General features: G+C 57.2%; 19 protein-coding genes. 13 read left to right on the top strand and 6 right to left on the bottom strand.

What is annotated here, in order from left to right; all coding sequences use genetic code 11:
- Positions 1-727: 727 nt before the first annotated feature.
- The 3 genes from M3089_RS14225 to M3089_RS14235 all read right to left on the bottom strand — a co-directional run bounded on the left by M3089_RS14225 (position 728) and on the right by M3089_RS14235 (position 3,203).
- A complete protein-coding gene (locus M3089_RS14225) occupies positions 728-1,471 on the bottom strand; it encodes a HesA/MoeB/ThiF family protein (protein WP_249084797.1) in 744 nt (247 codons plus the stop codon).
- Positions 1,472-1,485: 14 nt separating this feature from the next.
- Positions 1,486-2,781 carry a UDP-N-acetylmuramoyl-tripeptide--D-alanyl-D-alanine ligase gene (locus tag M3089_RS14230; protein ID WP_249084799.1) on the bottom strand — a complete coding sequence of 432 codons (1,296 nt, stop codon included), beginning with the start codon at positions 2,779-2,781 and terminating at the stop codon, positions 1,486-1,488.
- Positions 2,782-2,975: 194 nt separating this feature from the next.
- The gene (locus M3089_RS14235; RefSeq protein ID WP_249084800.1) at positions 2,976-3,203 is read right to left on the bottom strand and encodes a hypothetical protein; all 228 of its coding nucleotides are present in this window, start codon (positions 3,201-3,203) and stop codon (positions 2,976-2,978) included.
- A 183-nt stretch (positions 3,204-3,386) separates the two neighbouring features.
- Here M3089_RS14235 and M3089_RS14240 point away from each other — a divergent pair, with 183 nt between their 5' ends.
- The 8 genes from M3089_RS14240 (at position 3,387) to M3089_RS14275 (ending at position 11,939) form a co-directional block, all read left to right on the top strand.
- Complete coding sequence (locus tag M3089_RS14240; protein ID WP_249084802.1) at positions 3,387-5,273, top strand: leucine-rich repeat domain-containing protein; 1,887 nt, start codon at positions 3,387-3,389, stop codon at positions 5,271-5,273.
- A gap of 927 nt (positions 5,274-6,200) precedes the next feature.
- Positions 6,201-6,521, top strand: a complete 321-nt coding sequence (locus M3089_RS14245) for a metal-sulfur cluster assembly factor (RefSeq protein WP_249084804.1) — start codon at positions 6,201-6,203, stop codon at positions 6,519-6,521.
- Positions 6,522-6,618: 97 nt separating this feature from the next.
- Complete coding sequence (locus M3089_RS14250) at positions 6,619-7,383, top strand: UDP-2,3-diacylglucosamine diphosphatase (RefSeq protein ID WP_249084806.1); 765 nt, start codon at positions 6,619-6,621, stop codon at positions 7,381-7,383.
- Positions 7,384-7,429: 46 nt separating this feature from the next.
- Complete coding sequence (locus tag M3089_RS14255; RefSeq protein WP_249084807.1) at positions 7,430-8,692, top strand: tetratricopeptide repeat protein; 1,263 nt, start codon at positions 7,430-7,432, stop codon at positions 8,690-8,692.
- Complete coding sequence (locus M3089_RS14260; RefSeq protein WP_249084809.1) at positions 8,647-9,024, top strand: hypothetical protein; 378 nt, start codon at positions 8,647-8,649, stop codon at positions 9,022-9,024. Before M3089_RS14255 ends, M3089_RS14260 begins: the two co-directional genes overlap by 46 nt.
- 327 nt (positions 9,025-9,351) lie before the next feature.
- Complete coding sequence (locus M3089_RS14265) at positions 9,352-10,248, top strand: hypothetical protein (protein WP_249084811.1); 897 nt, start codon at positions 9,352-9,354, stop codon at positions 10,246-10,248.
- 131 nt (positions 10,249-10,379) lie between these two features.
- Entirely contained in the window at positions 10,380-11,162 is a 783-nt protein-coding gene (locus M3089_RS14270) for a hypothetical protein (protein WP_249084812.1), read from the top strand.
- A 345-nt stretch (positions 11,163-11,507) separates the two neighbouring features.
- Positions 11,508-11,939: a hypothetical protein gene (locus M3089_RS14275; RefSeq protein WP_249084814.1), complete on the top strand. Its 432-nt coding sequence runs from the start codon at positions 11,508-11,510 to the stop codon at positions 11,937-11,939.
- Between the two features lie 451 nt (positions 11,940-12,390).
- Here the strand turns inward: M3089_RS14275 and M3089_RS14280 are convergent, their stop codons facing one another.
- The 3 genes from M3089_RS14280 to pta form a co-directional block, all read right to left on the bottom strand.
- Positions 12,391-13,584: an acetate kinase gene (locus M3089_RS14280; protein ID WP_249084816.1), complete on the bottom strand. Its 1,194-nt coding sequence runs from the start codon at positions 13,582-13,584 to the stop codon at positions 12,391-12,393.
- 145 nt (positions 13,585-13,729) lie between these two features.
- Complete coding sequence (locus M3089_RS14285; protein ID WP_394802294.1) at positions 13,730-14,209, bottom strand: four helix bundle protein; 480 nt, start codon at positions 14,207-14,209, stop codon at positions 13,730-13,732.
- 88 nt (positions 14,210-14,297) lie between these two features.
- Positions 14,298-15,311, bottom strand: a complete 1,014-nt coding sequence (gene pta, locus M3089_RS14290) for a phosphate acetyltransferase (RefSeq protein WP_249084818.1) — start codon at positions 15,309-15,311, stop codon at positions 14,298-14,300.
- A 546-nt stretch (positions 15,312-15,857) separates the two neighbouring features.
- Here pta and M3089_RS14295 point away from each other — a divergent pair.
- From M3089_RS14295 to M3089_RS14315, 5 genes are all read left to right on the top strand, one after another.
- Positions 15,858-16,358 (top strand): hypothetical protein, encoded by a 501-nt coding sequence (locus M3089_RS14295; RefSeq protein WP_205111356.1) that lies wholly within the window; start codon positions 15,858-15,860, stop codon positions 16,356-16,358.
- 146 nt (positions 16,359-16,504) lie between these two features.
- On the top strand, positions 16,505-19,690 hold the full coding sequence (locus M3089_RS14300) for a SusC/RagA family TonB-linked outer membrane protein (protein ID WP_249084821.1): 3,186 nt from the start codon (positions 16,505-16,507) through the stop codon (positions 19,688-19,690).
- Positions 19,691-19,696: 6 nt separating this feature from the next.
- Positions 19,697-21,202, top strand: a complete 1,506-nt coding sequence (locus M3089_RS14305; RefSeq protein WP_249084823.1) for a SusD/RagB family nutrient-binding outer membrane lipoprotein — start codon at positions 19,697-19,699, stop codon at positions 21,200-21,202.
- 182 nt (positions 21,203-21,384) lie between these two features.
- Positions 21,385-22,356: a metallophosphoesterase family protein gene (locus tag M3089_RS14310; protein WP_249084826.1), complete on the top strand. Its 972-nt coding sequence runs from the start codon at positions 21,385-21,387 to the stop codon at positions 22,354-22,356.
- Between the two features lie 327 nt (positions 22,357-22,683).
- Positions 22,684-23,754 (top strand): sulfatase-like hydrolase/transferase, encoded by a 1,071-nt coding sequence (locus M3089_RS14315; protein WP_249084828.1) that lies wholly within the window; start codon positions 22,684-22,686, stop codon positions 23,752-23,754.
- Positions 23,755-23,823: the final 69 nt, after the last annotated feature.

Consider the following 23,823-nt stretch of genomic DNA (forward strand, 5'->3'; position numbering starts at 1 on the left):
GTATAAGTGTATGGTGAGGCATGACTGTGAGCTTGCTTTGCGTTACGTAGCCCCCTGAGTGACCATGTTTGCATCAAAGATTTAGTAATGAATGGTGTTGTGAGAGTCTGTTGGCACCATGCACAAGCTTTACTGCAGTGTTCAATGCAGGCTGTGTTTGGCGGGCACGTACTCAATCATAGGTTTGTTTTCGTGCCATATCATGGGTGCATTGTTACAAATATGGTATAACCACAAATCTTACGTTATACCTCCCAATGTAGTATTAGGCATTTAAATAATGCGCTTCCGTCTGCTTGTCGGTCGCTTTGTATTGTCGTAGCCAGATAAGCCAATGCCATAGGCGCGGGCCAATCTGCGTGGCGGTAGGAATGAATCATTTTTCGGTTGCAGATGGCGGATGCGTGCAAAGCATTATGTTTCAATGAAAGTGCCGGCCGCCACATATATTTCATTACGGCAGAATGAGTGGCTGATACCAATGCGTGTTGGGGCGTTTGCCTTGTCCTGCGGCGCGCAAACCGTAGGGTGTTCGTGTCGACGGCGGCTTGGGTTGTGTAAACAGTTGCATGTGCTGTGCATCCATTTGGATAAAACCATGACGCATTCCCGGTGGGTTTGCAAATTATGGGGCATAAATGAAAGAACAGGCACCGCATGGTGCCTGTTCTTTAAAACGTTGACATCACTGCCAATGCAGTGAGTGTCAGAGTCGGTCAGAGTCAGTTCACTTATGTGCGCATGCCCGACAAGATGGGTTGGCGGATATGCTCAGTGTCCTGAATTCCATTGCCAGGGCGTCAAACGACAGCAGCCTGCCTGTGAGCAGAGAACCGGCGCCGGTAAAATATTTTATGGCTTCGGTGGCCTGTATGGTGCCGAGAATGCCCACCACCGACCCGAGTACGCCCGCATCCTCGTTGCGTGGAACGGTGCCTTCGGGCGGTTCGTCTACATAGAGGCACCTCAGGCATGGCGTCGATGGCAGGTGCGTTAGGGTTTGTCCTCCAAAGCGCAGCACCCCACCGTAAGAGAACGGTTTGCCTAAAGCCACGCATACATCGTTGATAAGGAACTTCGTCTTGAAATTGTCGGTTGCGTCGATGATGAAATCATAGCCGGAGATAATCTCCGGAGCACTTTTGTCGTCTATCATTGTGCAATATGTGTCGACGGTAACTCCGGGGTTGATGGCTTTCATCTTCTCCCGTGCGCTCTCCACCTTCGGCCTTCCTTCGTCTGCCGTGGTGTGAATTACCTGTCGTTGCAGGTTGCTCACGCTCACCGTGTCGGCATCAGCTATGCCAATCCGGCCAACCCCTGCAGCAGCGAGATACAGGGCCACGGGTGATCCCAGCCCGCCAGCCCCGATTACCAGGGCTTTGGCGGCCAGCAGTTTTTCCTGGCCTTCCGAGCCTATGCCCGGCAGCACGATGTGGCGTGCATATCGTTTCAGTTGTTCTTCGTTCATATCCTTGTTTACTTTTACAGCAGTTCGGGCAGCTCGTAGAGCCGCTGGCTGTGGCTGCCCTTAATTAATATGTATTGCCCTTCTGGGCGATTGCGCCTGATTTCAGCTTTCACATCGTCTACAGTTGCAAATTTGCGGTATGGGCATTCGGTGTGTCCGAACTCATCGCCCACCAGCCATACGGTGCCAATGCCGCATCTATCGAGCGCGTCGGCCACTTTCTGGTGCTCTTCGGCCGATGCATCCCCCAGTTCGCTCATAGAGCCGAGTATTGCCATCTTGGGGCTTACGTTCATCTCGCGGAAGTTTCTCAGGGCGGCCGCCATGCTTGTTGGGTTGGCGTTGTAGGTGTCAACAATCAGTTTGTTGTGGGGTGTCACCTCAAGTTGCGAGCGGTTGTTGCTTGGCTTGTATGCAGCGAGCGCATGGCTTATGCAGTCTTCGTCCACGCCGAAGGATACGCCAATGCAGGCTGCAGCGAGCATGTTGAGCACGTTGTAGCTGCCAATGAGCTGTGTCTGCACCGTGTGCCACTTGCCTCCGCCGGCCCGCCATTCAAAGTGCAGCATCGGCGAGCAGTCGGTCACACGCCCTTCAACGGCCAGCCCCTCGGTGCCTGTCAGTCCGTAGCGCACGAGGTCGAGTCCTGTGGAAATGCCCGCCAGATGTTCGTCGCCGGCGTTTATGAACACCTTGCTGCCTTCACGTTGGCGCAGGTAGTCGTATAGTTCGCCTTTTGTCCTTATCACCCCTTCGAACGAGCCGAAGCCCATCAGGTGGGCCTTGCCCACATTGGTTATGATGCCGCAGGTGGGTTCTGCCGTTTCCACAAGCCGCTTGATGTCGCCTGGGTGGCTCGCCCCCATCTCCACCACGGCAATCTGGTGTTCGGGTTTCAGGCCGAAAAGAGTCTTTGGCACCCCGATGTCGTTGTTGAAGTTGCCCTGTGTGCAGTGCACCCGGTATTTTTCAGAGAGCACTGCGGCTACCAGTTCCTTGGTTGTTGTCTTGCCGTTGGTGCCCGTGATGCCTATCACCGGTATGTCAAATTGGCGTCGGTGCTCGCGTGCCAACGCCTGGAATGTGGCCAGGCAGTCGTCCACCAGTATGTATCTCTTGTCAGTCGCCACATCCGGATTGTCTACCACGGCGTATGCGCAACCCTTATCGAGCGCGGCCGCGGCAAACCGGTTGCCGTCAAACGACTCCCCTTTGAGGGCGAAGAATATAGACCCTGCCGGACAGTTGCGGCTGTCGGTGGTTATCGTTGGGTGTTCGGTGTAAATTCCGTATAGTTCGTTTATGCCCATTTGTGTTATGTTTTTGTGCAGAAAGCTGCTTGTTGTCGGCGCAAAGGTAATGCTTTTCTGTCAATTCCGATAAAGAAACCCATACGATTTCTGCCCGAGGCATAGACAGGTTACGCATAAAGTTGGGCAGAACCCTACGGGGCGGCAGGGGCACTGCCGCTTGCAATAAGGCAGGCCACGGTGTTTTCTTAACCTCAAATCGGCAATAATGCTTTCAGGGTTGGTGTTTTTGTTGCTTCCTCCCGCCAGCCATGAGTCTTCGCCATTTTTGCCGTGAGCGCTTGCCGGCTGCAGTAGTATGCGGCAGTGGTTTCCCGGCTTTGCAGCACTTGCGCCAGATTCTTTCTTTTGTCTGAATATTGTGATACTTTTCTCCTTGTGCAGTTACATATCGAACATGTTTGGTTTAATACGGAAAACATTTGGTTAATTCTATTGTTAAATAGTGTATCATTGTGTGCATCGGTCGTGAATTTGCCTAATTTTGTGGCCCAAATCATGCGGGCGGTGTAAAGGGACCGGCGCCGCGCGCCTTGAAATATTGCTATATCCGGGCCCCAATTAGACATAGTTAGATAAATATGAGGAAATTGTTACTTTTATGTTTGGCACTGGTTTGTATGTCTGCAGGTGCCCAGAAGACTTTTACAACGCAAGATGGACTAACCTACCTTGTAACAGGTGATGGCAGGGTAGAGGTTTCGGGTGCAGAGTCGGGCAAGTCGTCTTACGACATCCCTCAGACAGTTGTCAACGACGGAGTTACCTATACCGTCACAGCCATTGGCGAGAATGCTTTCTGGTACAGCAGCGCGGTGTTTGTCACACTGCCCGAGACAATCGACTCCATAAAGTATGGTGCGTTCAAGTCGAGCTACCTTGGCAGTATAAACCTGCCCAAGTCGCTCAAGTATATAGGCGATTATGCCTTCAGTTCCACCGGACTGTCGGAGATAACGCTGCCCGAGTCGGTCGAGACCTTGGGTGCAAGCGCATTCTTCACCTGTGGCAGCCTTGCCAAGATAACCCTTAACAACGGTCTGAAGAGCATTGGCAATTCGGCATTCTACAAGTGCCCCATCACCTCAATAACCATCCCCGAGGGCGTCGACAGCATCAGCGGTGCTGTGTTCATGCATTGCACGAGCCTCGAAACGGTCAACCTGCCCTCCGGTCTGGTTTACATTGGCAACGCCGCCTTCAGGGGCTGCACAGCCATGAAATCTATCAATCTGCCCGCCTCGCTGAAGCAGTTGGGCGACGAGGTGTTCCTTGAGTGCGAGGGACTGGAATCGCTCAGCATCCCGGCATCGGTAGAGTCGATAGGCTCCGGCCTGGTGGCCAATAGCGGAGTGTCGCGCATAGCCGTTGACGAGGGCAACAAGAATTTCCATGTCGTGGGCGGCATATTGTATTCGGCCGACGACAGACTGCTTTATGCCGTGCCGATGAAGGGGCTGGCCGAGGTCGACGTCAACAGCGGTTGCGTTGGCATCATGGGCGGTGCCTTCTGGGGCAGCGAGGTAAAGAAGGTCACACTCCACGAGGGCCTGGCTGCCATCGACAGCTACGCCTTCTGCCAGTCGGCCCTTGAGAGCATCAACTTCCCCAGCAGCCTGATATACATAGGCGAGCAAGGGTTTGCCGCAACCAGGCTGACCGAGGTCACACTGCCCGAGAACATGCCATACGTTTACGACGGAGCCTTTGCCGGATGCGAGCAAATGACGTCGCTCACCATACCTTCGGGCGTGAAGATGATATACAACCACGCTTTCCATAACGCCACCAAGCTTGCAAGCGTTACCTGCCTCGGCTCCGTGCCACCGGTGATAGACGAGGTGTACGACGACTACGACAGCCCGTTCTACTCAGTGGGCACGTCGGAGATGAAGGTGCCCAAGGGCACAGCGGCTGCATACAGGGAAGCCGGATGGGGCAGCTATTTCAGCACTATAACCGAAGGTGAGAAGGGTGTGCTGGCCTACAAGTCGACAACACCGGCCGACGGGAGCGTGTTTACAGACAAATATGCCGAACTCAAGTTTGACGTAGAGTTTGCCGAACCCGTAACAATCGTCGAGCCTACGCCAAAGGCTTACATGCGCGTGGGCAGCCTTATCGGCGGACAGACCGTGCGCCCGGACGACGCATGGAACGCCTCTTTGGAAAACGGTGGCAACACTCTCCGCGTGTGGGGCTCCGACTACGACGGCTTCACCATGACTTTCGCTCCCAAGGCTGGCGAGACTTACTACATGATAATACCCGCCGGAGTGGTGAAGAATGCCGCCGGTGAGACCAACGAGCAGATAGTCATATCCGTGAAGGGCGGCGAGGAAGCCTCGATAGGCAGCATCGAAAGCGGTGCCGAAGGTGCAAAGGCCGTGGCCCGTTACAACATCAACGGCCAGAAAGTTGACGCCTCCCACAAGGGCCTGACCATAGTCAAGATGTCTGACGGAACAACCCGGAAGGTCGTTATAAGGTAATTTATTTGATAAGTAGCTGTTGATAATTGAACTCATTTAAACTTTTTCCGAAGAGTTTAAATGAGTTCATTTTTTAAGTAGTTGTTCAAAATTAATTGCCATCAGATTGTGCGCGGCTGCTAGAATGTTTGGTGTAGCCCCAAGAGAGAGCATGGCTGGCTACACGAACGCCTGGACACGGGGAAACAACTAGCAAGAGCGTGCAAGGCGACGGTAACGATAAGATGCCAATATATTATGGTTTGATAAGTAAGTGTTCAAAATTAATTGCCATCAAATTGTGCGCTCTTTCGGGCCGCATGCAAAAGTCCGAAGATAGAGCGTAGCGGGCTACGCTATGGATGAGACATTGGTATGCTGCCCGAGAGCACACAAGATGGTGGCAAAGATATATATGGCACCTGCAAGGTCTATTGTATCGGTTGATTTTGAACAGCTACTTATCGGTTGGTTGCCAACAGCTACTTGGCATGAAGGGTGATGTCCACCGAGCGGGGCGGTTGCCGCCGGGCCCGGTGGGCATTTCTTTTTTTGCTTCGGTTGTACCACATGCCTCGCCCGGCCATGCTTGCGGCCACTGTCGCTTTGCCGGTGGCGCCCCGGTGGGGGTGCCGGTTTAAAAACAAGGCCGTTTTTTTTGTATTCTCTCCGATTTATTTTATCTTTGCAAATAGATAAGCCACACACGGCAATCGTAGGGCAAACCCATGCAACCCCCGTTTGCATGGGCCGCGCATAAGCCGGGCGGCACCAGGCAACCAGTGTGCGGTGCCGCATCGTTGCCGCTTGCTCCATGTACGCACGGGCGCGCGGCCACTGTCGCACCGCGCAAACCACGGCTTGCCGGTGCAGGGCATGCGACGCGCCGCGGCAGCAGGCCTTGGCGCAGCCAAACGTAGCCATAGGGCGGCATAAACTCGAATGATTATGACACAAGAAGAGAAAACAGCAGTAGAAGAGCGGATTGTAGACGTGTTGCGAACGGTCTACGACCCCGAGATACCGGTCAACATATATGATTTAGGCCTCATTTACAAGGTCGATGTCAAGGAAACGGGCGATGTCGACATTGACATGACGTTTACGGCACCATCGTGTCCGGCCGCCGACTTCATACTTGAAGACGTCAGGCAGAAGGTCGACTCCGTCGACGGTGTGCGCAACGCAACGGTGAACCTCGTGTTCGAGCCCGTATGGGACCAGAGCATGATGACCGAAGAGGCCCGGGTGGAACTGGGCTTCGACTGATTGCGGGCCTCAGCGCCCCGCCACGCGACTTGCGCGACGGGGCACCGAGTGGCCCCATGCTATGCTTGTTACACTAAGAACCCTAAAAACTGACGGTATGAAAAACGTGTATTTCCTTTCCGACGCACATCTTGGCTCGCTCGCCATCGACCACGGCCGCATGCACGAACGGCGCCTGGTGCGCTTCCTCGACAGCATAAAGACCAAGGCCGCCGCCATATACCTGCTTGGCGACATGTTTGATTTCTGGTATGAATACCGCTGTGTGGTGCCCCGGGGCTATACGCGCTTCCTCGGCAAACTGTCCGAGCTGACCGACATGGGAGTCGAGATTCATTACTTCACAGGCAACCACGACATCTGGGCATACAACTACCTGGAGTCGGAGTGTGGCGTGATACTCCACAAACGGCCGCTCACCACCGAGATTTACGGCAAGGTGTTCATGCTGGCCCACGGCGACGGGCTGGGCGACCCCGACCGCAAGTTCAAGCTGCTCAGGGCCGTGTTCCACAACCGTTTCTGCCAGGTGCTCTTCTCGGCCCTGCATCCGCGCTGGGGCATGGCCTTCGGAATGCTGTGGGCAAAGCACAGCAGGCTGAAGCGCATGAACGGTGGCGAACCGCCCTACATGGGCGAAAACCGTGAGCATCTGGTGCTCTTCACAAAGCGATACATACAGACCCACAGCAATGTCGACTACTTTCTCTACGGCCACCGCCACATAGAGCTCGACCTGCAGCTCACCAAGAAGGCCCGGATGATGATACTCGGCGACTGGATAACGCAGTTCACCTATGCCGTGTTCGACGGCGAGCACCTCTTCCTTGAGGAATACGTAGAGGGCGAGTCGCAGCCTTGAGGGGCCTGCCTTTCGGATGTAGCATCACCATCGATTTGAGCATGACATGACGAAAAGCCTGTTGGCCATAATAATAATTGCCGCCGTGGCCCTTGCCGGTTGCACGGGCGAGCGCCACAACAGGGCTTTCGACGGCCTTGACAGCATTGCCGAAACCTCCCCCGGGGTGGCCGTGGCCCGGCTCGACTCGCTGTGTGGCGTGCTGCCCGGGCTGAACCGCGCCGACAGTGCTTACTGCGCCATGGTGAGGCTCAAGGCGGGCTTGGCCGCAGGCCTTGTGCCACAGTCGGACAGCGAGGCCCTTTCGCTCGTTGACTTCTACGAAAACGAGCTCGACTTCGAGCTTCTTGACGATGCCTATTACACTGCCGCCGCCGTCTACCATGCCATGGGCAACGACGCGGTGGCAATGGATTACCTTTCCAGCGCCATGGTCAATGCCCATGGCGCCGACACATTGCTCATGCTGCGGTCGCAACTGATGGCAGGCCGCATCTACCTGCGCAACCGCATGGTCGGCTCTGCCGACTCTGTGTTCCGCGCCGTGTCGGCCAGCTCCGTAGGCCGCGCAAACCGCCTGGTGGCCGCATCTGCCATTGGCGGCATGGGCGATGTGGCCTACAGCCGTGGCCGGGCCGACAGCGCGTGCCACCATTACCGCGAGGCTTTGCGGCTTGTCCCGGGCAATGATGGGGGCAGCCTTGCGGCTTCGCTAAGGTGCCGACTGGCCGAGGCCTGTGTGGCTTCGGGCGACACCGCCGCCGCGCGCCGGCTGCTCTTGCAGGCAAGGGCGGCTGCCACACCGGCGCTGAAGCCGAGGCTTGCGCTTGCCGAGGGCTTCCTGCTTGAGGCCGAGGGTCGGGCCGACATGGCCCTTCTGCGCTACGGCGAGGCCGCCGCCGGGGGCGACGCTGCCACACTCAGCGCGGCCTACGGGCGCATGGCCGCTGTCTATGGCGGCCGTGGCGACGGGCACAAGGCCGCCGATTGCGCGGCAAGGTGCGTGGCACTGGCCGACTCGCTGGCCGCCTCTGTCTCGGCTGTCGGCGTGGGTGGCGTGGCAAACGGGCGTTGGGCTGAGCGGCGCGAGCTCGAAAGTTTTTTTAAAGAACTCTGTTTCGACTACTTCACCGAGATATGGCTGTATGTAGTGTCGGCCATAGCGCTTGTTACCTTCGTTGGGTTCAGGGCCTTTTTGTCACACCGGCGGCAACAGATGCACCAAAAGGAAGTACGCCACAAGTATCAGCGCCTGCGGGCGGGATGGCCGCCGACACGGCCGAGGCACAACGGCGCAGGGACGGCATAGAGGCCCGGCCCATCTACGCGCTTATCCGCCAGAGGCTCAACTCGCCCAACGGGCGCAAGCGGCTGTCTGAAGATGAGTGGCGGCAACTGGCCGAGGCGGTAAACGCCGTTTACCCGGGATTCGACTCAAAGCTGGCCGAACTCTGCAAAATGAGCACTGCCGACTATCGTCTTTGCCTTTTGGTAAAGATTGAGATGAGCCCCTCGGCCATGGCGCAGATACTCGTGAAGACCAGTTCGGGCATCACTTCGGCGCGAGCAAAGCTATTTAAGCGCGCTTTCGGAACCAGCGGCGGGGCTGCCGACTGGGACGGCGTAATACGCTCTCTGTGAGCGCATTACGCCGTTTTGCGTACACTTTTGAGCAATGCCGCGCGCCTTTGCGTACGCTTTTGCGCAACCGATTCCTTGTTGTTTCACACCGTTAATGATACTTTTGCAGCAGCAACAAAAAAGCAAAAGTGTCATGAGACAAAAGCATTTCCAATATGTAGCCCCGGCGGCATTTGCGCCAACCTACCGCCCTATGGCCGCCACCGCGACACCGACCTGTGCCGGTGGCAGGGCGGGGCACGGTCTGCATGACCCCGAAACGGAATCTTTGAGTGCACAAAAAGATATGTAAACAGAGTTATTGACATTCCTAAAACCAAAGAAACGATGAAAAAGCTATTTCTATCAATGGCCGTGGTGCTTGCCACTGTGTTTGCCGCATCGTGCTCAAATGACGATGCAGGGAATTCAAGCGTAACGAAAACCGAAAACCGCAAGGCGGAGCAGAAAAAGGAGAAAGAGCTGTTGGAGCTCAAGGAAAGGATAGCCCACATGAACCAGGAGTGGGTTCAGAGAGCGCCGGCAATGGAGATCCGCAACACCTCGCGCTGGAAAATTGTTGGCAAAGCCGACATTGCCGGAGCAAAGATAGGCAGGCGCTTGGGCTCATGGGGGGCTGTGATAGTGGGCGCAGCGGCTTCCGCTTACGCCATATACAAGACCCAACCGAAGCATGTGGCCCTGCCACCGACAGCCGAGCCCTATGAAAAGGCAACCATAGTGAGGGTTAGCCAGACGGGCGCCACCGGCCCCACAGACAGCGTGGGCTATTACCACAACAAGCTGCTGGCCTCGATAGGCATCGACAAAATAGTGGCAGCCAACTATGCCGACATAGAGAGGCTCGTGGTAGACGCCGCAAACAAGTTGGGCATTGCCGGCAAGCAGCAAGTGCAGGCGGGCCTTCTGTATGGCAATGCCGACTTGCAATTCCTGAAAAACAACATGGGGCGGCTCAACAATGCGGCAAGTTCGGCAGAATATTGCACAATGCTCAGGGGCAACCTGAAAACCGTCGACGATGCAGAAATCGGGGTGTTGGAGGAATACATGACCGGTTTAGACGCCATCGAGGCTGCCCGCCGCCTTGAATACACCCGGGCCACCGTGGGACTGATAAGCGAGAGCAACCTGCCCGACGACGTGAAAAACAGCCTTGCCGGCAGCGTCATCGTGGGCAATGCGGGCGCAAACCTGTGGCAGGCCGTGTATGGAGGCCATTGACTGAAGGCCGCCCTCGGCCTTTGCTCCGGGCATCTCTGCATGGCCGCAGCCAGAGGGCGGCCCCGGTGCCGCAGCCTGTGACCATGGTTGAAGCAATGAAAACATAATGTCAAAATTAAAGCATTTGGAATATGAATAAAGTGATTTTAGACAGCGTCCTGTTCGTTGTGGCCCTTGGCGTGGCCATGGCAGGGCTGTGGATGGTGGGCCGCGGCGAGGCCGCAGGTTGGATGTGTGTGGGCGTCGGGGCCGTGGCCTCGGTGGCAGTGCCGGCATTGACAAAGCCCGAGCGGCACATGCTGGTCAGTGTGATGGAGGCGTTGCTCGCGCTGTTTGTGGGTGGCGGTTTCCTGTGCTATGCCGACAGGCTGGGCGCTACCATAGGGCTCAACGACTACTCTGTGTTCCCGCTGCTGGCGGCATTGTGGGCTCTCCACGAGCTCTCGCTGTGGTGGAGCGGTGGCCGGTGGCGCATGGCGGCCCCGGGCGAAGGGCGCAGGTACACGTGGCTTGTGGTGCAACTCGTGGTGGCGGCCGTGCTTATGGCCGGGGCGTCCGTATATGTGGCCGCCACGCGCACCGACCCGGTGGCCCTGGCCTATGCTGCCTTGTGCGCAGCCATGTTTGTGGGGCTGTTCCGGCTGGCTTTGGTTGCCGGCCGTCTCGGTGCCGAGGCAAGGCGCGAACTGCGCGTGGGCCTGTTCGACGTGGCGTTGGTGGTCTTTTTCTTCTACGGTTTTGCCTGGCTCGACGGCGAGTCGTGGATGCCGCTCACGCCCATAGTGTTCCATGCGCTGTTTCTCTCGGTGATGCTGGCCGACGTGTTGCGCTGGTGCATGGAGAAAGACTCGCGCCTCGACAGGCCGTGGCACAGGTTGCAGCCCCAGGGCGGCGGCGAGGCCGGGGCACAGTGAAACGCCAACGCCCGCAGGGCGCTTTGTAACCGACTGATGTTTAGTGCGTTAGCAAAAAGGGCCGTTTCAGGACATGAAACGGCCCTTTCCACCGTCAGGTTCGGCCCATTCAGCATTGCCAAACGGGCCGTATGGCAAGCGGTAGCGGGCCCGGCTGATGTGCTCGCCATGGTCGCGGCAGTGGCCGGTATGGCCGTGTGGCACGAAAAAACATGCAGGTTTGCTTTGCCGGTACCCCTTTTTGTGCTATCTTTGCGTGGCCAAAGTTACACTCGGCTGTGGGCGGGCGTGTTTGCCGGGCCCCCGCCGTTTGTGGCTGCATGTTAGAAACAATAATTTTGCAATATGGGAGTTTGGATATCGTTGTTGCTTTGGCTGGTCATATCGGGCCTGCTTCTTTTCGGTTGGTTTTACAATATGGGGCAGTACAGGGAGACAACCAAGGACATGCTTGTCACCTGTGGCACGTGCGTTGCGGCGCTTTGGGCGTTGCGCACATACCATCCCGGGCTCACGCTTACCGTGACCCTGGCCGCCGTGGTTGTGGCTTTCATGCTGTTTTCTTTCTTGTCCAAGAATGCGCTGAAGATACCTAAGTATGTCGATTCGGCCGCAGCCATATTGTTTATGGCACTGCTCATGTATGTCTGCGACAAGTTTCTGGGCATGTCGTTCATGGCCTCCTGCATAATTGGTGCCGTAGGTTTCTGTGTGTTCTACGGGCTCATGATTTACCTCTACGCCCGTTTGCCGAAGGAAGAAGACAACGAGGAGTAGGCCGCAGGCCCGGCCTCTGGCAAACGTCAGGCCCGCATGGCAGCTGCCATGCGGGCCTGACGTTTTGTTTTGGCGCATCCGGCGGGGCGTTAGCAGGCCTTGGGGCGCAAGCGGGTGACTGGTGGTGGCTGCCACGCTATGGTTGCACGGCCCAGGCGTCATTGGCTCCGCCCGAGGGCGGTGCCGCCATCGTGCCCGTTGACCGTTGGCGTGTGGCGTCATAGTCTGGCGGCGGCAACCTCCGCCGTGCGGCATGGTGCATGGCCATCGGTGGCGTGGTCGCAGAGCGGGCCGCCGTGTCTGATGGTGATGGGCGCATGGATTGCAGCCTGCGTATGTGCGCCGGGCGAGCCCGTAAGTCCTGTCCGTAGGCCTGTCCCCCGGCTGCAGGCACAGCGGCCCGGCGGAGCATTCTCCGCCGGGCCGCGTCTGCTTTGTGCCGATGGCCGCCTTACAGCAGGTTCATGGTGTCGGTGGCAATCATCAGTTCCTCGTCGGTGGGTATGACAACGACCTTGACGCGCGAGTCGGGGGCAGATATTACAGCCTCTTCGCCGCGCACCTTCTCGTTTGTCTCCTTGTCGAGCTTCACGCCCATCCACTCCAGGCCCTCGCAGGCTCCGGCGCGCATGCCGGTCTGGTTTTCGCCCACGCCTGCGGTGAACACAATGATGTCAACGCCGCCCATGGCAGCAGCATACGCTCCGATGTACTTCTTTATGCGGTAGTTGTACATGTTCTGTGCCAGTATGGCCTTGGGGTTGCCGGCTTTCTCGGCAGCCTCAATCTCGCGCATGTCCGACGATATGCCGGTGATGCCGTAGACGCCGCTCTTCTTGTTGAGCAGGTTGGAGATGCCGTCGGCGTCGAGTCCGAGCTTCTTCTCGATGAACGAGACAGCCCCTCCGTCGATGTCGCCGCTGCGGGTGCCCATCATCACGCCCTCGAGCGGTGTCAGGCCCATCGACGTGTCCATGCACTTGCCGAACTTCACTGCTGCCACGCTGCCGCCGTTGCCTATGTGGCAGGTGATGATGCGCTGCTCCTCGGGCTTCACGCCGAGGAAGTCGCAAACGCGGTGCGACACGTAGCGGTGGCTCGTGCCGTGGAAGCCGTAGCGGCGTATGCCGTACTTCTCATACAGTTCGTAAGGTATGGCGTACATGTAGGCATAGTCGGGCATGGTCTGGTGGAAGGCGGTGTCGAACACTCCCACCTGCGGCAGTCCCGGCATGAGCTCCTGCACGGCGCGCACGCCCTTGAGGTTGGCCGGGTTGTGTAGCGGAGCGAGGTCGCTGCACTCCTCAAACGTCTTGAGCACCTCTTCCGTCAGTAGCACGCTCTTGTTGAACTTCTCGCCTCCGTGAACCATGCGGTGGCCCACGGCATCAATTTCCTTGAGGTCTTTTATCACCCCTATCTCAGGGTCGGTGAGCAGGCTGAATATGAACTTCACGCCCTCGGTGTGCTCGGGTATGTCGTGCATTATCTGTTTCTTCTCTCCGCCGGGCAGCTTTACCTTTACGAAAGCACCTTCGAGCCCTACGCGCTCAGCTCCGCCTGATGTCATCACCGACTTGTCGTCCATGTTGTAAAGGGCATACTTTATGGATGATGAACCACAGTTTAAAACGAGGATTTTCATTGTTGTTTCCTTTCTTTGTATTTTTTAGGAGTTAAGGAGTTACAGGGAGTTAAGGAGTTAAGACAATAGCCGCGCACGCATGACACCGTGCGGCATGTGGCATTGCCGGCCCGGCGCAGCCGCCGTTTGTTGATGGCTATTGCGGTCATTCATCAGCAGTGCTTTTAAAACTGTTGCTCAGTATTCCTTTGCAATAGCCGTTGAGCAGCTTGCTTGTTTCTTCAAGGCTGGCATATAGAGACTTGTATGTCTCAGTACTGATATATCCAAGGTCTCTTGACAGGTGCAGATAGCACCTGCACTCTTCGAGACTTCCTTGTGCGAAATTTAGGAAATGCAGCTTGTCGGCCTTGCCTATGCGTTTATATCCCTCGGCTATATTTGCCGCAATGGATACTGCAGCTCGCTGAAATTGCGAGCACAGCCCGTATTTCTCGTCTTGGGGATAGGCGGCAAGAGCCTTGTATGTTTGTAGTATAAACCCGTAAGCCTTTTGCCAAGCCAGTATGTCCTCAAATCTGACGGTAGCCATTGTCATTGATATGAATGTGTTTCGCGGATGCGGGATAAGTTTGTTGGGCCATGAGCCGATGAGCAAGAGCAGCCGGTTGGTGTCAGCCATCATGCCGCAGGGCCCGTTTCGCGTGGCTATTGTCTTAACTCCTTTACTCCCCTTTAACTACTTAACTCCTTGAATTTGATTTACCTAACTCTTAATTTTTCTTCGCATCCATTGCCTGGCAAGCGGTGATGGCCACCATCTTGTAGATGTCGTCCACGGAGCAACCGCGGCTAAGGTCGTTCACCGGGCGTGCAATGCCCTGCAGGATGGGGCCCAGGGCTTCGGCGTCGCCGAGGCGCTGCACCAGCTTGTAGCCGATGTTGCCAACCTCGAGGCACGGGAACACCAGCACGTTGGCGTGGCCGGCGATGGGGCTTCCGGGAGCCTTGTGCTCGCCTACCGAGGGCACCAGGGCAGCGTCGGCCTGCAGCTCGCCGTCAATCTTCAGCTCGGGCTGGCGCTCATGGGCCAGGCGGGTGGCCTCGACAACCTTGTCAACCACCTCGTGCGAGGCGCTGCCTTTGGTCGAGAAGCTAAGCATGGCCACGCGTGGGTCGGTGAATCCGGCCACGCTGCGGGCTGTCTCTGCTGTGCAGATGGCAATCTGGGCCAGCTGGTCGGCGTCGGGCATGGGCGTCACGGCCACGTCGCCCACCACGAGCACGCCGTTCTCACCATACTGCGGCTGCTTGGTTACCAGCAGCATGGCGCCGCTGACGCAGGTGATGCCGGGCTTGCACTTGATGATTTGCAGGGCCGGGCGCAGCGTGTCGGCGGTGGTGCTCAGCGCCCCGCTGATCTGCCCGTCGGCGCCTTCGGTCTTGATGATCATGCATCCCAGGTAGAGAGGGTTCTTCACCAGCTCGCGTGCCTGCTCGATAGTCATGCCTTTCTTCTTGCGCAGTTCGGCCAGCAGGGCTGCATACTCCTCGCTTCTGGGGTTGTTGTCGGGGTCGATGATGGTGGCCTTGCCTATGTGGCAGAGGCCCCATTTCCCGGCCAGAGAGTTAATCTCGTCGGGGTTGCCGATGAGGATGAGGTCTGCCACTTCGTCGGCCAGCACCATGTCGGCTGCCTTCAGTGTGCGCTCCTCGGTTGCTTCGGGGAGCACGATGCGCTGCTTGTTGCTCTTAGCGCGCTCGATGATTTGTTTTACTAAGTCCATTTTGACGAATAATTTATCATTGTGTTTTTGTAACTTCTGCTTTGCAAAAGTAAGCAAAATATTCGTAACCTGTCTTCGTCGGGCGTTATTTTTTCCCCCGCGGAAGGTTAACTGTGGTTAAAAGATGGCGGTGCCTGCACAAACACGGCAGCCTGTGTGCAAGCGCGCTTGCGCCGGGGATGGTCTTGTCGTCGCGCGGTTGTTGTGCCGCCGTGGCCCCGGCCTATGCCGCCCCCGTGCCGGCGCGGTGCACAACGGCTTTTTTTAGACGACGTAACGGCCATCTTTCCGTGTCGTAGGGCCTGTTTCCCGCGTGGCGGCGCCGTAAGGCTCAACGTGGCGTAGCGATGACATTGCGAAGCCTTGTTATATATTAAAAAATGTATCGAGGCCCGTATGGCTTGGCCGCAGGCCGGGAAGAAATATTATTTAAACACGTTTGAACACGCTTTTAATGTCTATGAAATGCCGTTGCAACATGGTTAGAGTACTTTTGCAGCGGAAAAAGAAAGGAAACGGAAATTAACATTAAAAACATTAAAAGCTATGCGTAAAACAGTTGTTGTATTAGTTATGATGATTGGGCTCTGCTCGGGCATGAGCCTCAGTGCTGCAGAGAAGTCGGCCGAGGCCGCCAACTCAACGTGGACATTCTATTCGGTGACTGACAAGCCAACGGCTGAGGAACTGGCATCCGTGTCGGATGGCGAGTTTGGCAAGGAAGCCACCTGCCTCTACAACCAGCTTGAGAAATTGTGTGTGAAGCGCGTGCCGGTGGTGCCGGGCGACCCCACAACACGCATCGTTTTCAAGAAGGGCGACATATACAACGCCGTGCGCAAGATTGGCAAGGGCCTTGAGGACGACGTCAAGGACAACGCAATGAGTTCAGACGAGGCATCGCGCAAGATGATGCACGTGCTCAACGTGGCCATATCGGCATATTATTCGGAAGACAGCAAGTCGTTCGAGAAGGCTCTTCGCGCCAGCAAGAAGGATTACAACAAACTGCTCGCCGTGTTCGACCGCGTGTCGCTCGAGCAGTAAGCCTTTAACCGGTGCATAGAGCCCGGGCGGCCCCGGGCGTGGTAGCCATGAGGGGGTTGCCCGGGCTCTGTGTGTCTATGCCGCAATAAGCACAATGATGACTAAGGATAGGGATAACTAACTATTTTCAATACACTTGTTTACTTATGAAGAAAATTTGTACTTTCGCCGGCTTGCTGTGCGTGAGCGTGTCAATGTACGCCCAGTCCATCAAGATTAGCGGAGTGGTTACCGACGAGATGGGGCCTGTCATGGGCGCATCGGTCATGGTGAAGGGCACCAAGACGGGCACCGTCACCGACGTGAACGGACGTTACACGCTGAGCGCCGACAAGAACGACGTGCTCGTATTCTCCTATGTGGGCACCAACCCCGTAGAGAAGACAGTCACAGGGGCGGTGCTCGACGTCAACCTCACGTCAAACGTGCAGAGCATCAACGAGGTGGTGGTAACCGCCATCGGTATCAAGCAGGAGAAGAAAAAGCTCGGTTACACCACGCAGCAGGTGGAGGGAGCCGACATCGCGGCCGCCGGAAACCTCAACGCCGGAGCCTCGCTGCAGGGCGAGGTGGCCGGACTCACCGTGTCGGTGCCGTCGGGCATGTTCCAGTCGCCAACGTTCTCGCTGCGCGGCAAGACCCCGCTCATAGTGCTCGACGGTGTGCCCATCGAGTCTGACCTGTTCGACCTCTCCAGCGAGAACATAGCCAGCGTCAATGTGCTGAAGGGCACTGCCGCCTCGGCCCTGTACGGAGCGCGCGGCCGAAACGGCGCAATCATGATAACAACCAAGCGGGCCGAGAAGGAAGGAATAGAGATAAACTTCTCCACAAAAGACATGGTACAGGCCGGATACATGGCCTTCCCCGAGACACAGCATGAGTTCGGCAGCGGCTCGCAGGGCAAGTATGCCTTCTGGGATGGCGAGGGCGGAGGCATCTCCGACGACGACATGCAGTGGGGGCCGCGCCTCGACGTGGGCAACGTGGCCCCGCAGTGGAACAGCCCCATACGTGACAAGGTGACCGGCGAGACCATACCATGGTGGGGAAGCGTTACGGGCACGCAGTATGACGACCAGGGCCGCTACGAGCGTGTGGCAACGCCGCTCGTCTCACACGACAACATAGGCGACTTCCTCGAGACGGGCCTCATCACCAACAACACCCTCTCGCTGTCTTACAAGGGCGACAAGGCCCGCGTATATGTGCTCGGTCAGTATGCCTACCAGAAAGGCCAGGCGCCGACAACGTCGCTCCAGAACGGCGGACTGAACATCAACACATCGTTCGACATAAGCGACAAGCTCACCCTCGACGCCATGCTGAACTACAACATGGTGTATTCGCCCAACTACCCAGACTACGGCTACCACCCGTCGAACTATATGTACAACATCATTGAGTGGATGGGCGACGACGTTGACGGCCGCGACCTTGAGCAACACCTGTGGGTTCCGGGCATGGAAGGCTACCGCCAGGCCAGCTACAACTACGCCTGGTACAACAACCCTTACTTCGCCATAACGCAGAGCAAGCGCAAGCAGCGACGCAACGTGCTCACCGGCCAGCTCCGCCTGAACTACCAGATACTGCCGGAGCTCAGCGTCATGGGCCGCGTGTCGATGCGCTCGAACCGCAACCTGACCGAGCACGAGACCCCGAAGTCGTATATGAACTACAGCGACTCGCGCGAGGGCGGCTACAAAGTGTGGAACGAGACACAGGACAACGTAGATGCCGACGTGCTCGTGACATATACCAAGAGCTTCATGAGCGACATCAACCTCACCGTCAACGCCGGTTCGTCGGTGTTCTACCGCCGTTACCGCAACGACTACGCGTCGACCGACGGGCTCAATGTGCCAGGCGTCTACTCGCTGAACAACTCTACCGGCAACATCATAACCTTCGACGCAGACAACCCTCTGTGGGGTTCGCGCAGCGAGAAGGAGATAAAGAGTGTCTACGGCTCGGTAAACATAGACCTCTCGAAGTACGCATACCTCTCTGCAACTGCACGCAACGACTGGTCGTCGACCATTGCCACGGGCAACAACTCGTATTTCTATCCTTCTGTGGCCGTCAGCTCGGTGATATCAGACTATGTGAAGCTGCCCAAGTTTATGGACTACCTGAAGGTGATGGCGTCGTGGGCAACGGTCAGCAGCGACCTCGACCCGTACCAGATACAGCAGGTTTACACCAAGGAGAGCAACTGGGGGAACACGCCCACCATCAGTTATCCGTCGGCACTGGTCAACTATGACATCAAGCCGCAGAAGACAACATCGTGGGAGGTGGGCCTGTCCACATCGTTCCTGGGCCGCTTGGCGCTCGACTTCAGCTACTATCGCAACGTGGACACCAACCAGATTCTCGACATGATGATATCTCAGGCATCTGGATTCGACAGCCGCAAGATCAACGGCAACACCTATACCACCAACGGCATCGAGGTCATGGCCAGCGTGAAAGCCATCGACATGAAAGACTTCAAGTGGGATTTCGACCTCAACGCCAGCCACAGCGTGCGCAAGCTGACTGAGATTTACGGCGGCGAGGAGTATTTTGGAAACTTGCGTGAGGGCGACCGGGCCGACGCTTATTATGCCACCGTATGGCAGCGCGACCCCGAAGGGCGTGTGATTGTCGACGCCACGGGCCAGCCGCAGACAGACCCCTATGCCCGCAACGTGGGCCACTACGAGCCTAACGTACGCCTGGGAATGCAGAACAAGTTCCGCTACAAGGACTTCACCCTTACCATCAACCTCAACGCGGCCATCGGCGGACTCATCTATTCGCAGCTCAGCCCGAAGCTATGGTGGGGAGGCAAGCACCCCAACTCAACCATGTACCGCGACCAGGAATACTCTAACCTTGACGCCGAGGGCAACCCCACGCCTGTATATGTGCCCGACGCAGTGACTGTGGTGAGCGGCGAGGTGACATACGACACACATGGCAACGTGGTGAGTGACACCCGTGTGTTCAAGAAGTTTGACCAGGCTGTAGACTGGCAGTCGTGGTGCCAGAACTATCCTTATCGCGCAACCGTGACCGACAAGATGGACAAGTTCTTTGCAAACACTTTCAGCCGTACTTACCTGAAGATAAGCCAGATAGCCCTGAGCTATGACTTCAAGAAGCTGCTACCGCAGGATTCGCCTGTCAAGGGGCTCACGGCAACACTGTTCTGCAACAATGCGGCACTGTGGTCGAAGGCTCCATGGATTGACCCCGAGATAAGCGGGGATACCAGCGACGACGACGGCTCCAACGACCCGACGGCCCGATATGTGGGAATAGGCGTCAACATGACATTCTAAACAAACTTGAAAACGATAAAAGACATCACGATGAAACCAAAGATATTATTGCCGATATTTGTTGCCGCTGTGGGCTTCTGCTCGTGCGAGAGCTTCAGCGACATGAACACCAACCCCAACATGCCGGCCGAAGTGACCCCCGACCTGCTGTTGCCCAAGGTGTGCCAGGATGCGTTCACCCGCGGACAGGACGGCATGTACGCCGACAAGATGGTGATACAGACCGACGGCCACAACTCGGAACAATTTTTCGAGTGGAACAGAGGCAGCTTTGACACATACAACAACGAGCTGCTGCAGGTGGAGAAAATGCGCGAAGAGGCCGAGCAAACGGGCGACACGGCTTACGTACCGCTATACAAGTTCTTCCGTGCCTACCACTATTACAACCTCACGCTGCGCTTCGGCGACATTCCTTACAGCGACGCCATGAAGGGGCAGAGCCAGGCCAACTACACGCCTGAGTACGACACGCAGGAGGAGGTGTTCGCCGGCATACTGCGCGACCTCGACGAGGCCGAGGAGGGGCTGGCCGCTTCGCCAGACGTCGACGTGATTGAAGGCGACATTATCTACGACGGTGACAAGCTGGCATGGCGCAAGCTGGTCAACTCCTTCCACCTCAAGGTGCTCATGACCCTGTCGCGCAAGACCACCGTGGGCGGCCTGGACGTGCGACAGGAGTTTGCCCGCGTGGCACGGCTGCCGCTCATGGAGAGCAACGCCGACAATGGCCAGCTGACGTACATCGACCAGGAAGGCAACCGCTATCCGCAGTTCAATGCGCAGTGGTCGGGCTACTACATGGACAGTACATACGTGGCACGCATGGCCGAGCGCCGCGACCCGCGCCTCTTCCTGTTCTGCCTGCCGACAACCACGGCCGCCGACGCAGGCATGGCTGTCAACGACTTCGCGGCATACCGGGGCGGAAACCCCATTGTGCCCTACGGCAACAACATCACGCTGGTGCGCAATGGCCAGATATCGCAAATAAACTCGCGCTTCCGTCTGGACCCGATTGTCGAGCCGACCATGCTGATGGGCTACGCCGAGCTGCAACAGGTGCTGGCCGAGGCCGTGGTTCGCGGATGGATACAGGGCGACGCCAGGCAGTACTATGAGAACGGCGTGAAAGCTTCATTCAGCTTCTATGAGACCTATGCCACCGACTACTCGCAATATGTCACGCAAGACTCCGCGGCGAGTTACCTCAACCGCCCCCTCGTAAGGCTTGACGACACGCTCACCGACGAGCAGAAGATTGAGCGCATAATATTCCAGAAATACTGCGTGAGCTTCTACCAGGGAGGTTGGGACCCTTACTTCGAGAACCTGCGCACGGGCTATCCCGGATTCATGCACCTCGAAGAAAACCCCATCCCTTACCGCTGGATGTACCCCGACACGGAGTACCGTTACAACACGGCCAACGTGGAGGAGGCCATCACCCGCCAGTTTGGCGCCAACAACGACCGTACCACCGCCCAGCCATGGTGGCTGAAAGAATGATGTTAATCTGTTTCTGTAATGTGATAGAGCCGGCCGGATGCCCCTGTGGCCCGGCCGGTTATCGCTTTGCGCCATGACCTGATGCAGTGACGGATTGTGCCGGGCGTGGCTGCGTGAAGGCGTTTGCTGCACGGAAACGAATGGACATTGGAATATTAATAATAAAACAATAGACAACAGACATGACAAAAAGACTTTTCTGCGCTGCCGCACTCTGCATGGCAGGGATGCTGGCCGTGAGCGCACAGAGCGTGAGATTCAATAACGAAGGCAAACTGAAGATTGTGCAGTTCACCGACATCCACTGGCGTGCGGGCGACCCGGCCACGGCCGACGCCGCCGCAAACATGAACCGGGTGCTCGACGAGGAGAAGCCCGACCTGGTGGTATACACCGGCGACGTGACCACGGCAAAGCCTGCCACCGAGGGCCTTGACAAGGCGCTGGAGCCAGTGATAAGCCGCGGGTTGCCCTATGCCATCACCTTCGGCAACCATGACGACGAGCAGGACCTGACGCGCCCGCAGCTCTACGACTATGTGAAGAAGAAGCAGGGGTGTCTCGACGCCAAGGCCGAGGGCACCGACTTCGCCATCAGCGTGACCTCGGCCGACGGCAAGCAGGCCAAGGCCGTGATCTACGTGATGGACAGCAACGCTTACTCTACGATAGACAGCCTGAAGGGCTACGGATGGTTCCGCCGCGACCAGATAGACTGGTACGCACGCAAGAGCGCTGAGCTTACGGCCGCCAACGGTGGCAAACCGCTGCCGGCGCTGGCTTTCTTCCACATACCCTTCCCCGAGTACAACGAGGCATCTACGGCCATTGGCAACCCGCTCGTGGGCCAGAGGGGTGAGCAGGCTTGCTCGCCGGCCATCAATTCGGGCATGTTTGCGGCCATGCTTGAGGCCGGCGACGTGATGGGCACGTTTGTTGGCCACGACCATGTGAACAACTACGTCACTCCGTGGCACGGCATCCTGCTCTGCTACGGCCAGTTTACGGGCGGCAAGACCACCTATACCGACGGAAAGCGCGGCGCCCGCGTCATTGAGCTGACCGAGGGGCGAAGGGGCTTCAGGACGTGGATCCGCATGAGCGACGGCACCGTGAAGAACGAGGTGCTTTGGCCGGAAGACTTTAAGAATTAAAAATTAAGAGCCAAGAATTAAAAGTTAAGAATTAAGAGTTGGGAATTAAAGAGTGGCTGCGCAGTGTCAGCAGAATGCGAAGGCAAGGGCAAATGTCTGTACTCCTGTACTCCTGCACTCCTGAAACTCCAAGCGTAAGAATTAAAAAAGGGCTGCGCGGTGTCAGCAGAATGCGAAGGCAAAGGCAAATGTCTGTACTCCTGTACTCCTGCACTCCTGCATTCTGATACGCAAGTCTCTGCCCATCCCGTGCTCCCGCCCTGCCCGGTTCTGCAAGTCTTTGCGCATACCCCCAGCCATCTTGGTATTCCCCAAAAACCAAAGACTATGATAAAGATTGCAAAATTGCTGCTGGCAGCCATGCTGGTGGTGCCGGCAATGGTGTCGGCAAAAAACAAGGTCGTGGTGGTAATGGTCGACGGCTACCGCTGGCAGGAACTGTTTCGCGGTGCCGACTCCATGCTTGTCAACACCAAGGAGTTTGGCAACCCCGACATGATGAAGGCCGACTTCTGGCGGCCCACTGCCGACGAGCGCCGCAGCGCGCTCATGCCGTTTACGTGGAGCCACATAGCAAAGAACGGTGTGATGATTGGCAACCGCGACAAGGGCTGCCGCATGAGCGTTACCAACAACATGTGGTTTTCTTACCCGGGATACAACGAGACGCTGTGCGGATATCCCGACGACAAGAACGTCAACTCCAACGCGCCGGTTGACAACCCTAACATGACCGTTTTCGAGGTGGCCAACAACACGCCCGAATACCGTGGCAAGGTGCTCGTGTTCGGAAGCTGGGGCCGATTCATCCAGATATTCAACGAGAAGCGCAGCGGGCTCGAGGTGAACGCCAACTACCGCCACTCGCTGGCCAAGCAACCCACAGAGCGCGAACTGTATGTCGACAAGATGCAAGACGGCACGCCCCGTTACTGGGAGGAGGAGCGTTTCGACGTGTTTACGCATGAGTATGCCGTAGAGGCCATGAAGTCGCGCCACCCGGAGCTGCTGTTCGTGGGCTACGGCGACACCGACGAGTGGGCCCACGCCGGCAACTACCGCCTGTACCTTGAGGCTGCCAACGACGTCGACCGCTTCATCCGGGAGCTGTGGGAGACGGCCCAGGCCGACCCGTTCTACAAAGACCAGACCACCTTTATAATAACCTGCGACCACGGCCGCGGGGTGAGCGCCGACAAGGGATGGTTCCACCACAGCCGCGAGGTAGACCGCTCAAACGAGACATGGCTCATGGCTTTCGGGGCCGGTGTGCCGGCCAAGGGCGTGCTCACCTCGGGCGAGTATCACAACAATCAGGTGGCTGCAACGGTGGCCTCGCTGCTCGGCATCAGCTTTGCGCCGCAGCACGAGGGTGCCGGCAAGGCCATAACCTTCTGATCCGTCTTTATTGGCTTGTGCCGCAGCCGGAGGGCTTGCGGCTGAGACTGCGGCCATACCATGGCCGGG

Source organism: Marseilla massiliensis (genome assembly GCF_023336985.1).
In the GTDB taxonomy this organism is placed as follows: domain Bacteria; phylum Bacteroidota; class Bacteroidia; order Bacteroidales; family Bacteroidaceae; genus Prevotella; species Prevotella intestinigallinarum.

Bases quoted from the DNA above. Each gene is read 5' to 3' on its own strand.
- M3089_RS14225 (WP_249084797.1), bottom strand. From the start codon at position 1,471: ATGAACGAAGAACAACTGAAACGATATGCACGCCACATCGTGCTGCCG.
- M3089_RS14230 (WP_249084799.1), bottom strand. From the start codon at position 2,781: ATGGGCATAAACGAACTATACGGAATTTACACCGAACACCCAACGATA.
- M3089_RS14235 (WP_249084800.1), bottom strand. From the start codon at position 3,203: ATGTTTTCCGTATTAAACCAAACATGTTCGATATGTAACTGCACAAGG.
- M3089_RS14245 (WP_249084804.1), top strand. From the start codon at position 6,201: ATGACACAAGAAGAGAAAACAGCAGTAGAAGAGCGGATTGTAGACGTG.
- M3089_RS14250 (WP_249084806.1), top strand. From the start codon at position 6,619: ATGAAAAACGTGTATTTCCTTTCCGACGCACATCTTGGCTCGCTCGCC.
- M3089_RS14255 (WP_249084807.1), top strand. From the start codon at position 7,430: ATGACGAAAAGCCTGTTGGCCATAATAATAATTGCCGCCGTGGCCCTT.
- M3089_RS14260 (WP_249084809.1), top strand. From the start codon at position 8,647: ATGGCCGCCGACACGGCCGAGGCACAACGGCGCAGGGACGGCATAGAG.
- M3089_RS14265 (WP_249084811.1), top strand. From the start codon at position 9,352: ATGAAAAAGCTATTTCTATCAATGGCCGTGGTGCTTGCCACTGTGTTT.
- M3089_RS14270 (WP_249084812.1), top strand. From the start codon at position 10,380: ATGAATAAAGTGATTTTAGACAGCGTCCTGTTCGTTGTGGCCCTTGGC.
- M3089_RS14275 (WP_249084814.1), top strand. From the start codon at position 11,508: ATGGGAGTTTGGATATCGTTGTTGCTTTGGCTGGTCATATCGGGCCTG.
- M3089_RS14280 (WP_249084816.1), bottom strand. From the start codon at position 13,584: ATGAAAATCCTCGTTTTAAACTGTGGTTCATCATCCATAAAGTATGCC.
- M3089_RS14285 (WP_394802294.1), bottom strand. From the start codon at position 14,209: ATGATGGCTGACACCAACCGGCTGCTCTTGCTCATCGGCTCATGGCCC.
- pta (WP_249084818.1), bottom strand. From the start codon at position 15,311: ATGGACTTAGTAAAACAAATCATCGAGCGCGCTAAGAGCAACAAGCAG.
- M3089_RS14295 (WP_205111356.1), top strand. From the start codon at position 15,858: ATGCGTAAAACAGTTGTTGTATTAGTTATGATGATTGGGCTCTGCTCG.
- M3089_RS14300 (WP_249084821.1), top strand. From the start codon at position 16,505: ATGAAGAAAATTTGTACTTTCGCCGGCTTGCTGTGCGTGAGCGTGTCA.
- M3089_RS14310 (WP_249084826.1), top strand. From the start codon at position 21,385: ATGACAAAAAGACTTTTCTGCGCTGCCGCACTCTGCATGGCAGGGATG.
- M3089_RS14315 (WP_249084828.1), top strand. From the start codon at position 22,684: ATGATAAAGATTGCAAAATTGCTGCTGGCAGCCATGCTGGTGGTGCCG.